This window comes from Streptomyces sp. WM6386, assembly GCF_000972385.1.
In the GTDB taxonomy this organism is placed as follows: Bacteria; Actinomycetota; Actinomycetes; order Streptomycetales; family Streptomycetaceae; genus Streptomyces.
In genome coordinates this window covers 122516-135018 of the sequence record NZ_JXTE01000007.1, presented here as the reverse complement: position 1 = coordinate 135018, position 12503 = coordinate 122516, and the positions used below count along the sequence as shown (strand labels likewise).

The 12503-nt window shown below is 70.7% G+C and carries 12 protein-coding genes, 1 tRNA gene and 1 pseudogene; 7 read left to right on the top strand and 7 right to left on the bottom strand.

Annotated features, from left to right (window positions below):
* Window positions 1-44 precede the first annotated feature (44 nt).
* The gene (locus tag TN53_RS06590) at window positions 45-791 is read left to right on the top strand and encodes a cobalt-precorrin-6A reductase (RefSeq protein WP_046257466.1); all 747 of its coding nucleotides are present in this window, start codon (window positions 45-47) and stop codon (window positions 789-791) included.
* On the opposite strand, the gene TN53_RS06585 is transcribed toward TN53_RS06590, so the two are convergent.
* The 4 genes from TN53_RS06585 to TN53_RS06570 all read right to left on the bottom strand — a co-directional run bounded on the left by TN53_RS06585 (window position 778) and on the right by TN53_RS06570 (window position 4899).
* Window positions 778-1194, bottom strand: a complete 417-nt coding sequence (locus tag TN53_RS06585) for a hypothetical protein (RefSeq protein WP_046257413.1) — start codon at window positions 1192-1194, stop codon at window positions 778-780. The two genes, TN53_RS06590 and TN53_RS06585, sit on opposite strands and share 14 nt — an antisense overlap.
* Before the next feature lie 44 nt (window positions 1195-1238).
* Window positions 1239-3311: an MDR family MFS transporter gene (locus tag TN53_RS06580; protein ID WP_046257412.1), complete on the bottom strand. Its 2073-nt coding sequence runs from the start codon at window positions 3309-3311 to the stop codon at window positions 1239-1241.
* 59 nt (window positions 3312-3370) lie between these two features.
* Entirely contained in the window at window positions 3371-4144 is a 774-nt protein-coding gene (gene cobF / locus TN53_RS06575; protein ID WP_046257465.1) for a precorrin-6A synthase (deacetylating), read from the bottom strand.
* A gap of 239 nt (window positions 4145-4383) precedes the next feature.
* Window positions 4384-4899 (bottom strand): DUF309 domain-containing protein, encoded by a 516-nt coding sequence (locus tag TN53_RS06570; RefSeq protein ID WP_046257411.1) that lies wholly within the window; start codon window positions 4897-4899, stop codon window positions 4384-4386.
* Between the two features lie 102 nt (window positions 4900-5001).
* On the opposite strand from TN53_RS06570, the gene TN53_RS06565 reads away from it, so the two are divergent.
* Window positions 5002-5075: transfer RNA gene (locus tag TN53_RS06565), tRNA-Pro, on the top strand.
* 47 nt (window positions 5076-5122) lie between these two features.
* Here the strand turns inward: TN53_RS06565 and TN53_RS06560 are convergent.
* Window positions 5123-5800 (bottom strand): TetR/AcrR family transcriptional regulator, encoded by a 678-nt coding sequence (locus TN53_RS06560; RefSeq protein ID WP_095046331.1) that lies wholly within the window; start codon window positions 5798-5800, stop codon window positions 5123-5125.
* A 58-nt stretch (window positions 5801-5858) separates the two neighbouring features.
* On the opposite strand from TN53_RS06560, the gene TN53_RS06555 reads away from it, so the two are divergent.
* From TN53_RS06555 to TN53_RS06535, 5 genes and pseudogenes are all read left to right on the top strand, one after another.
* Window positions 5859-6542, top strand: a complete 684-nt coding sequence (locus tag TN53_RS06555; protein WP_046257410.1) for a class II aldolase/adducin family protein — start codon at window positions 5859-5861, stop codon at window positions 6540-6542.
* Entirely contained in the window at window positions 6542-7471 is a 930-nt protein-coding gene (locus TN53_RS06550) for a carbohydrate kinase family protein (RefSeq protein ID WP_046257409.1), read from the top strand. The genes TN53_RS06555 and TN53_RS06550 overlap by 1 nt, the downstream gene beginning before the upstream one ends.
* A 122-nt stretch (window positions 7472-7593) precedes the next feature.
* A complete protein-coding gene (locus tag TN53_RS06545; protein WP_046257408.1) occupies window positions 7594-8262 on the top strand; it encodes an NUDIX domain-containing protein in 669 nt (222 codons plus the stop codon).
* Window positions 8263-8347: 85 nt separating this feature from the next.
* Window positions 8348-9368: pseudogene (locus tag TN53_RS06540) on the top strand (aldo/keto reductase).
* Window positions 9369-9398: 30 nt separating this feature from the next.
* Complete coding sequence (locus TN53_RS06535) at window positions 9399-10202, top strand: DUF427 domain-containing protein (protein ID WP_046257407.1); 804 nt, start codon at window positions 9399-9401, stop codon at window positions 10200-10202.
* Here TN53_RS06535 and TN53_RS06530 read toward each other — a convergent pair.
* Entirely contained in the window at window positions 10192-10977 is a 786-nt protein-coding gene (locus TN53_RS06530) for a GntR family transcriptional regulator (RefSeq protein ID WP_046257406.1), read from the bottom strand. The genes TN53_RS06535 and TN53_RS06530 overlap by 11 nt on opposite strands.
* A gap of 27 nt (window positions 10978-11004) precedes the next feature.
* Window positions 11005-12498, bottom strand: coding sequence for a CoA-acylating methylmalonate-semialdehyde dehydrogenase (locus TN53_RS06525; RefSeq protein ID WP_046257405.1), 1494 nt, complete (start codon window positions 12496-12498; stop codon window positions 11005-11007).
* Between the last annotated feature and the right edge of the window lie 5 nt (window positions 12499-12503).

Sequence of the window (12503 nt, the reverse complement as noted above, 5' to 3'; positions counted from 1 at the left end):
CCCCCGTGCCCGCTCTCCCGCACGCCCTTCGTACGCTCTCCTTCATGGCCCCCCACGTCCTCATCCTCGGCGGCACCACCGAGGCCCGTGAACTCGCCGCCGCGCTCACCGCGCTCCCCGGCATCCGCGTCACCACCTCCCTCGCGGGCCGGGTGACCCGGCCCGGAGCCGTCACCGGGGACATACGCATCGGAGGGTTCGGCGGTGTGGAGGGCCTCGCCGACTGGCTGCGCGAGCAGAAGGTGGACGCTCTCGTCGACGCCACGCATCCGTTCGCCGAGACCATCACGGGAAACGCGGCCCGGGCCGCCGCCGCGACCGGCGTACCGGCGGTGGTGCTGCGCCGCCCGGGGTGGCGGCCCGGTCCCGAGGACCGCTGGTATCCGGTCGGTTCACTGGCGGAGGCCGCCGGCCTGCTGCCACTGCTGGGCCCCCGAGTGTTCCTCACCACCGGCCGCCTGGGCCTCGCGGCCTTCGCTCACCTGACCGAACTCCACTTCGTCGTACGCTCCGTGGAACTGCCCGAGCCGCCGATGCCACCGCGCACCGAAGTCCTGCTGGCACGCGGCCCGTTCACCGAGGACGACGAGTCCGCGCTGCTGTCCACGCACTGCATCGACGTCGTGGTGACGAAGGACAGCGGGGGAGCGGCGACAGCCGCGAAACTCACGGCCGCACGCCGACTGGCGTTGCCCGTCGTGGTCGTACGACGTCCCCCGCTGCCCGCGGACATGGAGACGGTGCCCGATGTCGCCGGGGTCCTGGAGCGGCTGGGCCTCAGCCGGAGATGACCGAGGCCCGCATGCGGTCGATGGCGCGCAGCACCTCGGTGCGGTTCTTGGCACTCTTGATCCAGACGGGGAGCCGGCCGATGTACGTCATCTTGCGCCCGTGCTCGTACCAGGGATCACGCTCGCGCAGGTCCGCCGCCACGAACCGCCTGAGCAGGTCGAGGTGTTCGAGGCTGTACGCCCACACGACACCGTGACGGGTCTCGGTGCGCAGCCACAGCTTCGGCCAGGCGCACCGGTTCGTGGGCCGGCACAGACCGCAGGACCGGCAGATCACCCGAGGCTGCGGCGGTGCGCTCCGCTCGAAGTGCGCGATCCGGTCGCAGCGCGGGCAGCGGACCAGCACCGAGTCGCTGAAGTGGTGCGCGTCGAGGCCGGGATCATGGAAGCGGACGGGAGGCATGCCGGGAGTATGACGACTTTCCGGCCCGTCCCGCACATGGATTCTCAGTGGGTGGAGGCCAGTTCCCTGGGCCGTTCCGTCAGGCCGTTGCCCAGGTCCTCCACCAGCAGGCGCTTGGAGATCGTGTCGACCGCGGCCCGCAGATCCGTGCCCGCCGGGCGGCCGATGTCCTCCTGCACCCGCTCCTCCAGCCACGTGGCCCAGGCCTTGCCGATGACATGGGCCTCGCGGGTGCCCGCGTCGGTGTGCGAGAAGAGGTTGCCGGCGCGGGTCAGATAGCCCTCATCGACCATCCGGTCGAAGACCGGCAGCAGTACCTCGGGCGGCATGTGACGGCGGGCGGCCATCAGGCCCAGACTGGCGTGGCCCGTCATCCGCGTGAACAGCTCCACCTGCATCACCGCCCAGGCTCCGGCGATGTCCAGACGGGTGTCGGACGCGGCGACGATCCGACGCGCGTCCTCAAGGCCCGTGGTGCCGATGATCTTCCCGACCGCTGCTTCCAGTACCCGCTGCGAGTCCGCGCCGGACGGCTGCCCGAAGCCCTCGCCCATGTCGGTCGAGCCCGCCCGCGCGCTGTCGCGCAGCTGAACCTGCTTGAGGAACAGGGCGACCACGAAGCCCAGCGCCGCGACCGGCACCGTCCACAGGAAGACGGTCTGGATGGTGTCGGCGTAGGCGTCGATGATCGGGGAGGCCACCTCCGCGGGCAGGTTGTGCACGCCCTCCGGACTGGTCGCCGCCTTGGCGATGGCCGCCGGGTCGAGGCCGCTGCCGGTCTGCGCGGCCCGCGCGATGCCGTCCTCGAGGTTGGGCTTGAGCGAGTTGGCGTAGATGGTGCCGAAGACGGCCGTGCCGAACGAACTGCCCAGCGTACGGAAGAAGGTGACACCGGAGGTGGCGGTGCCCAGGTCGGTGTAGTCGACGGTGTTCTGCACGGCGATCGTCAGCACCTGCATGCACAGACCGATTCCGGTGCCGAGCACGAACATGTACAGCGACTCCAGCCAGGTCCCGGTGCCCGGCCCCATCAGGGACATCAGATACAGCCCGATCCCCATCACCAGGGAGCCGACGATCGGGAAGATCCGGTAGTGCCCGGTCTTGCTGACCACGTTGCCGCTCGCGACGGACGCGATGAGCAGGCCGATGACCATCGGCAGCGTCCGTACCCCGGAGACCGTGGCCGAGTCGCCGTCGACGTACTGCAGATAGCTCGGCAGATAGGTCATCGCGCCGAGCATGGCGAAGCCGACGATGAAACTGAGGATCGAGCAGACCGTGAACACCGGGTTCCTGAACAGCCGCATGGGCAGCATCGGTTCCGGCGCCCGGGTCTCCGCCCAGCAGAACAGACCGAGGGCGACGGTGCCGCCGACGAACAGGCCGATGATGACGCCCGAACCCCACGCGTACTCGTTGCCGCCCCAACTCGTCGCCAGGATCAGCGCGCTGGCGCCGACCGCGACCAGTGCGATGCCGAGATAGTCGATGATCGGCCGGGAGGCCGACTTCACCACCGGGATCGTGCGGGCGGCCGCGAAGACGACGACGACGGCGATCGGGACGTTGACGTAGAACGCCCAGCGCCAGGTCAGATGGTCGGTGAACAGACCACCCAGCAGCGGCCCGATGACGGTCGCGACACCGAAGACGGCACCGATGGCGCCCTGGTACTTGCCGCGCTCCCGCAGCGGGATGACGTCGGCGATGAGGGCCATCGACGTCACCATCAGACCGCCCGCGCCGATGCCCTGCATCGCCCGCCAGACGATCAGCAACGTCATGTTCCCGGCGAGACCGCACAGGAACGAACCCGTGATGAACACGATCGCCGATACCTGGAAGACCACCTTGCGGCCGAACAGGTCGCCGAACTTGCCCACCAGGACCGTTGAGACGGTCTCCGCGAGCAGATAGGAGGTGACCACCCACGACATGTGCTCGGCGCCGCCCAGGTCCGACACGATCGTCGGCAGGGCCGTGCCGACGATCGTCTGGTCCAGGGCGGCCAGCAGCATGCCCAGCATGATCGTCACGAAGACGACGTTGCGGCGACGCTTGTCCAGTACCGGCGGCTCTGCGGCGGGCGGCGCGGTTTCCTCGGTGACGGTCACGAGGCCACGGTCACACCGGTGGCCCAGTGACGCATGCGGGACGGGGCCGCTCGGGTGCCCTACCGCTCCCCGGGGTTGCGGCGCAGGAGATACGTGTCCATGATCCAGCCTTTGCGCTCCCGGGCCTCGGCCCGCAGCCGCTCGATCCGGGGCGCGGCCTCGGCGATCGGACCCGAGGCGAGGATCTCGTCCGGGGTGCCGATGTAGGCGCCCCAGTAGATGTCGATGTCCTCGTCCGCGTACTGCCGGAAGGTCTGGTGGGCGTCGAGCATCACGACCACGTCGTCCACGCCCTCGGGGAATCCTTCGGCGAGCCGCCGTCCGGTGGTGATCTGCACGGGCCGGGCGACCCGGTTCAGTCCGGTGCGATGCCGGGCGACGAGGGCGGAGACACTGCTGATGCCGGGCACGACGTCGTACTCGAAGCCGACGGCACCCCGGTCGAGGATCTCCTCCAGGATTCCGAGCGTGCTGTCGTACAGCGCGGGGTCGCCCCACACCAGGAACGCACCGCTCTCGTCCGCGCCCAGTTCCTCGGTGATCAGCCGCTCGTAGATCTCGGCACGGGCGCTGCGCCAGTCCCCGACGGCGGGCGAGTAGGCCGCACCGCCCGCCCTGCGGTCCCGCTCCGGATCCCGCGCCTCGACGACGCGATACGTCCCCTCGGGTATGTGCGCCTCCAGCATGTCCCGGCGCAGATCCGTCAGGTCGCTCTTCACCTCGCCCTTGTCCAGGACGAAGAACACGTCCGTGCTCCGCAGCGCCCTGACCGCCTGGAGGGTGAGCTGGTCGGGGTCGCCCGCGCCGATACCGATGACATGAATCTTTCGCACGCCCCGAGTCTGCCGTACGGCACCGACAGTGACGGCACCGCGTCCAGGTCGGGGGCGTGACGGGGGCGGGTCGGAGTTGTGAGGCAGGGGCGCGGTGCGGGGCCGGGTGTCGGGGCGCCCGAGGTCCGGCGCCGTGCCGCGGCTGTACGCGCTCCCGGACTCCTTCTGGGCCGGGTCCGGCCCGAGACCCGGGTGCGCGCCCACGGCTCGACGCGCTCCGGGCGGCGCCGCCTCCGGCGTCACTGTCGCAGGCGCGGTGCCCGTCCCTTCGCGTCCACGGGCCCGCCGCCCCGCTCCACGTCCTCCGCCAGCTCCCGGGCCCACCCCGCGAGCCCGGCCGGATCCATTCCGTACGGCTGGGAGTGCCCCGGGGCCGACGCCCACTCCTCGATCGCCCCCGCCCCGCGCCGCAGCAGCCGCGCCCCGCCCGTGACGTTGCCCCGGGCCGCGTGCGTGAGGCCGACCGCGAGCTGGGCCAGGCCCCGCCACAGGGCCCGCTCCTCCTCGGGCCCGGACTTCCAGGCGTCCTCGAAGACCTCGTGCGCATGGAAGGGCTTGCCCGCGTCCAGCAGCTCCTGGGCCTCAGCGACGCTCCGCTCGGGGGTGCGTACGACCCCCTCCGGCTGCCGCTCCACCCCGTCCGCGCCGTACGGCAGGGGCCGCCCGAGCCCGTCCCGGGGCCGGGCGTTGCGTGCCCGCCCCTCGTTGTCCCGGTCCCTGGCGTCGGCCTGCTGTCCTGAGGATGTACTGCCCATACGCCGATTGTCCCGCGCGGCCCGGGCCGTCTTCGAAGCGGCCCACCACGTGGGGTAAAGTGCTCTTCGCGCGATCACGCGGTTCACCGCGCGAAAACGCACCGGGACGTGGCGCAGCTTGGTAGCGCACTTGACTGGGGGTCAAGGGGTCGCAGGTTCAAATCCTGTCGTCCCGACGGTGTTCACCGGCGGATCTGCCTGAGGCAGGTCCGCCGGTCGCGTTTCAGCGGTCGCCCCGTGTCGCCCCGCCCCGATAGCGCGCCGCCACCTCCCCCAGATACCCCCGCAGCATGACCTTCGCCTCGTCCAGCAGCGCCGCGTCCCCCGCCCTGTCCCGCCGGAACGCCTCCTGGGCGAGAGCGTCGGCCACGAGCATGGCCGCGTGACAGGTGCGGGCCAGCGCCTCGTCGTCCTCGGCGAGGTCGAGGGCGAGGAGGATACGGCGGATGCCGTCGGCCATACGGCGCTTGTGCTCCCGGTCGGCGGCCCGGGTCTGTTCGGTGAGACCGCTGCCGAACCACAGGGCGCGGAAGCCGTGTTCGGTGCGGTAGATGGAGGCGAACGCGTCGATGAGGATGCCGACCGGGTCGTCCCAGCGCTGTGCGGCGGCCGCGCCGACCAGGTCGTCCATCGCGGCTTCCAGCTTCGCGAAGTACCCGGCCGCGAGGGCCTCGATGATCGCCCCACGGTCCGGCAGATACTGATACAGCGAGCCGACGGAGACCCTGGCCTCGGCCGCGATCCGGGTCGTGGTGAGCGCCTCGACGCCCTCCTCGATCAGCACGCGCTCGGCGGTTTCCAGGACCCGGGCGAGCCGGGCCTTGCTACGGGCCTGCTGGGGTGTGCGGCGCAGCGAGGCGACGCCCGCCGCCCAGTCGGTGTCCGCGATGGGATCGGCCACGCAACAACCTCCGAACGTGAACGTGACTTTGTTTCATGTTTAGGTTAGCGTCGCGCGCATGACCGACTCAAGCTCGGCGTGGAGCGGGGAGCGGGCCGCCGTTGCCGACGCCTGCCGTCGGCTGGGCGCCGAGGGACTCCTCATCGGCACGGCCGGGAACGTCAGCGTGCGCACGGACGACCGGGTCGCGATCACCGCCACCGGCGCGGTCCTCGCCGACCTCACCCCGGACCAGGTGACCGTCGTCGACCTCGACGGAAAGATCGTGTCCGGAACCCTCCGGCCGACCTCCGAACTGGACCTGCACCTCGGTGTCTACCACCGCTACGGCACCGGCGCCGTCGTCCACACCCATGCGCCCATGGCGACCGCGCTCTCCCTCGTCCTCGACGAACTGCCCTGCATCCACTACCAGTTGCTCACCCTCGGCGGCACCGTACGCGTCGCACCGTACGCCACCTTCGGCACCCCGGAACTCGCCGAGTCGGTGCTCACCGCGCTGGAGGGCCGCGGCGGAGCCCTGATGGCCAACCACGGCGCGGTCACCCACGCGCCGACGCTCGACAAGGCGGTCGAGCACGCCCTGCTGCTGGAGTGGGCCTGCGGGGTGTATCGGAGCGCGGCCGCCATCGGGCAGCCCCGCGTCCTCGACGAACAGCAGCAACTCGCGGTCATCGAGGCCGCCATCGCGCGCAATTACGGCACCACACAATCCGTACCACCTGTGCAGGAGGGAACCTGATGAAGGTCGTCACGATGGGCGTGCACGTACTGGACGTGCTGGTACGGCCGGTGGAGGCCATACCCGAGGGGCAGGGCGCCACCCTGGTGGATGACATACGCATGACCGCCGCCGGAACGGCCGCCGGCACCGCGCTCACCCTCGCCAAGCTCGGCGCACAGGTGCGTACGGCCGGAGCGATCGGCACCGACCCGACGGGCGACCTGCTGGTGCAGCTGCTCGACACGGCCGGTATCGACACCGCCCTGCTCGTCCGCCGCATCGACACCTCCACCTCCGCGAGCGTCCTGCCCATCCGGCCCAACGGCGACCGCCCCTCCCTCCACCTCCTCGGCGCCAACATCACCTACGGCCTCGACGACGTCCCCTGGGACGCGGTCGCCGAGGCGACCCATCTCCACCTGGGCGGACCGGAGTTGATCGGCGCCGAGGTCGCCGCACGCATCCTGGCGCACGCCAAGGAGCATGACGTCGTCACCTCCGTGGACCTTCTCGCCCCCGGTGAGCTCGGCACCTTCGACCAGATCGAGCCGCTGCTCCCGTACGTCGACTTCCTGCTGCCCAACGACGACCAGGTGCTCGGCTTCAGCGGCGAGGACGACCTCGTGGCCGGCGCGAAGAAGCTGGTCGCCGCCGGGGCCGGGCTCGTCGCCGTCACCCGCGGTGGTGAGGGCGCGCTGCTGGTGACCGCCGAGGGCACCGAGAGCGTCCCCGCCTTCGAGATCGACGTCGTCGACACGACCGGATGCGGCGACGCCTTCTCCGCCGGCTTCCTGCGCGGCATCAGCCTCGACCGCACGCCGCGAGAGGCCGCCATTCTGGGCAGCGCGGCGGCGGCACTGGTGGCGCAGGGGCTCGGCAGCGACCACGGGGACTTCGACCTCGCCGAGGCCGACGAGTTCTCCATGACCGCCAAGGTGCGCATGTGAGCTGAGGCCCAAGGAGCACCACGGAGCGCGGGACGCCTCCGTGGTGCCCGCACCGAAGCTCCCGGGGCTGATAGACAGGGAGACATGACCACGTTGATCTTCCGCCCGACCCGGGACGCCCGATGACCGCCGGTATCGACACCCCCGACGGCCGGGGCCGCACCGGACTGCACCGCACCGGCCTCGGCCTGACCGGCAACCCCCGCGTCAAGGTCCGCGATGTGAAACTCCTGTCCAGCCACTGGTACGTCGAGCGGGCCACCACCTTCGACCTCCAACTCGCCGACGGCAGTTGGAGCACCCAGCAGCGCGAGACCCACGACCGCGGCAACGGCGCCACCATGCTGCTCTACGACGCCGAACGCGAAACCGTCCTCCTCACACGGCAGTTCCGCTTCCCCGTCTACGTCAACGGTCACCCCGACGGCATGCTGATCGAAACGCCGGGCGGGCTGCTCGACGACGATGACGAGCACCCCGAGATCGCGGTACGGCGTGAGGTCATCGAGGAGACCGGGCACACCATCGGAGAGGTCCGGCACGTCTTCGACGTCTACATGAGCCCGGGGTCCGTGACCGAACGGGTCAGCTTCTACGCCGCCGAGTACGGCCCCTCGACCCACACCCACGAGGGCGGCGGCCTGGAGGAGGAGGGCGAGGACATCGAGATCCTCGAACTGCCCTTCCGCCGGGCCCTGGAGATGATCCGCGCGGGGGAGATCGCCGACGCGAAGACCATCATGCTGCTGCAATGGGCGGCTCTGGAGGGACCGTTCGCCGGCAAGGCGTGAATCCCCTTGCCGTGAAGTGCACTTCAAGATGCAGACTCCCGTTCGCGCACCCCGAATGCGGATGCGTGAACGGGAGGGATATCCCATGAAGTACCGCACCATCGGCACCGACCCCAAGACCCGCCGCGAGGTCAGTGTGCTCGGCCTCGGCGCGATGCTGTTCGGCTCGCGCACCGACGAGGAGACCGCCTTCGCCGTGCTCGACCGCTATGTCGAGGCCGGCGGAAACTTCATCGACACCTCCGACAACTACGCCTTCTGGACCGACGGCGGCCAGGGCGGCCAGAGCGAGGAGCTTCTCGGGCGCTGGCGGCGCAGCCGCGGCATCGGCGGCGAGATCGTGATCGCCACCAAGCTCGGCGCCCGCCCGCTCGCCCCCGGCACCAGCTATGTCGACAACGCGGAGGGCCTGTCCGCGAAGGTGATCCGCGAGGCCGCCGAGCGAAGCCGGATGGGGGCACCGCCCGCGCGAGCGTAGTCGAGCGTGGGGGAGGCTCGGCGTGGACAAGCTGGATCTGCTCTACGCCCATGTCGAGGACCACGCGGTGCCCCTGCGGGAGACCGTCGAGGGCTTCGCCGAACTGGTCGCCGAGGGCACGGTCGGCCTCCTCGGCGTCAGCAACCACGCCGTGTGGCGGGTCGAGCGCGCCCGGTCGATCGCCGCCGCGGCCGGGCTGCCCGGCTACGAGGTGTTCCAGTACGCCCACAGCCACCTCCGCCCCCGCTACGACGTCCCCGACGACCTCTTCCCCGACGGCAGCCTCGGCCACGCGGGACCCGACCTCCTCGGCTATCTGCGCGAGGAGCCCGGCGTGACCCTGGTCGCCTACTCGCCCCTGCTCAAGGGCGCCTACACGCACCCGGACCGGCTCCCCGCCGACTTCGATCACCCGGGCACCGCGGCCCGCCTGAAGGTCCTGCGCGACGTGGCCCGCGAGACCGGTGCGACCGTCAACCAGGTCGTCCTGGCCTGGCAGATCGGCGGCGCACTGCCGTTCCTCCCGCTGGCCGGAGTGTCCTCGGTGGCTCAGCTGGAGGAGAACCTGGCCGCGATCGACCTGGACCTGACCGAGGAGCAGCGGGCCCGGCTGGACGGGGCGCACTAGGCTCGTGAGGGAGCCGAAGGAGTGCCGGCCATGACCTCACATCCGTTCGCGAAGACGATCCGCTCCACGCCGGAAGGCCTGCTCTGGGAGCCCGGTGAACGCTGGGTGCGCGGCTGCAAACGCGACGTCGCCGTCGTCGACAGCCGCCACCCGGTCCTCGTCTGGGAGCCCGGCGTGCCCGTCCCGTGTTACGCGTTCCCCCGCGAGGAGGTCCGCACGGACCTCCTCCGCCCGGCGAAGAACCCGCGCACCGGCGCCCACACCGGATCGCAGACCTTCTACGACCTCGAAATCGACGGGGAGCTCGTGGAGAACGCGGCGTGGACCTTCCCGGCCGACGACCTCGCCGGGCACATCGCCTTCGAGTGGTTCCGGCACTGGGACAGCGGCCTGGACCACTGGTACGAGGAGGAGGAAGAGATCTTCATCCATCCCCGTGACCCGCACAAACGGGTGGACGCCCTGCCCAGCAGCCGCCATGTCGTGGTCGAGGTCGCCGGCACCGTCGTCGCCGACAGCCGGCGACCGGTACTGCTCTTCGAGACCTCGCTGCCCACGCGGTACTACATCCCCCGCGAGGACATCCGCCTCGACCTGTTCACCCCGACCGACCACCGCACCGGCTGCCCGTACAAGGGCACGGCCGAGTACTGGAGCTGGCGCGGCGAGGGCGACATCCCCCGCAACATCCTGTGGAGTTACCCGGAGCCGCTGCCCGCGGTGGTCCCGGTCAAGGGACTCCTCGCCTTCTACAACGAGGCCGTCGACATCACCGTGGACGGCGAACGCAAGGAGCGGCCGGTCACTCCGTTCACCGCGAGCCTCAAGACCTGACCAGCAGCTGGAAGTCGAACGCGTACCGGGACGCACGGTAGATGTGCGTCCCGTACTCGACCGGCCGGCCCGTGTCGTCGTAGGCCGTGCGCTGCATCGTCAGCAGCGCGGCCCCGGTCTTCTCGTCCAGGCGTGCCGCCTCCTCGGCGGTGGCGCAGCGGGCCCCTATGGTCTGGCGGGCACTGTGCAGGGTGATGCCCGCCGAGCGCATCAGCCGGTACAGGCCCGTCGACTCCAGCCGGGCGGAGTCGAGTTCGAGGAGTGTCGCGGGCAGGTAGTTGCACAGGATCGCGACCGGCTGGCCGTGTGTGGCGCGCAGCCGCTCCAGGACGACGACGTCGCTGCCCTCCGCGACACCGAGCGCGGCGGCCACGTCGGCGGACGCCGGGGTGTGCTCGTTGCGCACCACGACCGTGGTCGGCCCCTGTCCGGCGGCCTCCAAGTCGTCGTAGAGGCTGCTCAGTTCGAGGCCGCGCTTGACCTGGCTGTGCACCACCTGCGTGCCCACCCCGCGCCGCCGGACCAGCAGCCCCTTGTCGACGAGGGACTGGATCGCCTGCCGGACCGTCGGCCGGGACAGACCGAGGCGTACGGACAGGTCTATCTCGTTGCCCAGGAGGTTTCCCGGGGCGAGGACCCCGTGCTCGATCGCCGCCTCCAGCTGCTGGGCGAGCTGGTAGTAGAGCGGCACCGGACTGCCCCGGTCCAGGGCGAAGTCCAGGGAATCGAGTGCGGGGGCGGTAGCGGCACGTGAGGAGCCGCCGGTCTTCGCCATGGAACGTCCCTCCCTTCTGAGGAAACGTCAGGAGTGGCTGGGGAACCCGAGGTTGATGCCCGCGTCGGCCGGGTCCGGCCAGCGCGTGGTGATCACCTTCCCCTGGGTGTAGAAGGCGACTCCGTCATTGCCGTAGACGTGCAGATCGCCGAAGAGGGAGTCCTTCCAGCCGCCGAAGGAGTGGTAGCCGACCGGGACCGGGATCGGCACGTTCACGCCGACCATGCCCGCCTTGACCTCCAGCTGGAAGCGGCGGGCGGCGCCGCCGTCCCGGGTGAAGATCGCGGTGCCGTTGCCCCAACGGGAGTCGTTGATCAGCTTGATGGCCTCGTCGTACGACTCGGCTCGCACCACGACCAGGACGGGACCGAAGATCTCGTCCCGGTAGGCGTCCGCCGTCAGCGGCACCTTGTCCAGCAGCGAGACGCCGAGGAAGAAGCCGTCCTCGTGGCCCTCGACGCAGTGTCCGGTGCCGTCGACGACGACCACCGCGCCCTGCTCGGCGGCCGACGTCACGTAGGACGCCACCTTGTCGCGGTGCTCGCGCGTGATCAGCGGACCCATCTCGGACGACGGGTCGTCGCCGGGGCCGATCGTCAGGTTCCTTGCCCGCTCGGCGATCTTGCCGACCAGTTCGTCACCCGTGTCGCCGACCGCCACGACCACCGACACGGCCATGCAGCGCTCGCCCGCCGAGCCGTAGGCCGCGTTGATCGCCTGGTCGGCGGCGAAGTCCAGGTCGGCGTCGGGCAGCACCAGCATGTGGTTCTTGGCGCCGCCGAGGGCCTGCACACGCTTGCCGTGCTCGACCCCCTTGAGCTGGATGTACTTGGCGATCGGTGTCGAGCCGACGAAGGAGACCGCCTCGATGTCGGGGTGCTCCAGGAGACGGTCGACGGCCACCTTGTCGCCCTGCACGATGTTCAGGACACCGTCCGGCAGACCCGCCTCGGAGGCGAGTTCGGCCAGCCGGAAGGAGGCCGACGGGTCCTTCTCGCTGGGCTTGAGCACGAAGGTGTTCCCGCAGGCGATGGCGAGCGGGAACATCCACATCGGCACCATGGCCGGGAAGTTGAACGGAGTGATGCCCGCGACCACGCCCAGCGGCTGCCGGATCGAGGCGACGTCGACCCGGGTCGAGACCTGCGTCGACAGCTCGCCCTTCAGCTGCACGCTGATCCCGCAGGCCAGCTCCACGATCTCCATGCCGCGCGCCACCTCGCCGAGCGCGTCGCTGTGCACCTTGCCGTGCTCGGCGGTGATCAGCGCGGCGATCTCGTCGCGGTGGGCGTCCAGGAGCTCGCGGTACTTGAAGAGGACCGCCGTGCGCCGGGCCAGCGAGGATGTGCCCCAGTTCTCGAACGCGGCCTTGGCGGAGGCCACGGCGGCGTCCACCTCGTCGACCGTCGCGAACGCGACCTGCTTCTCCTGTGCGCCGGTCGCCGGGTTGTAGATGGCGCCGTGGCGGCCGGAGAGGCCTTCGACGGGCTTGCCGTCGATCCAGTGGGTGAGGGTCTTCATGGTGC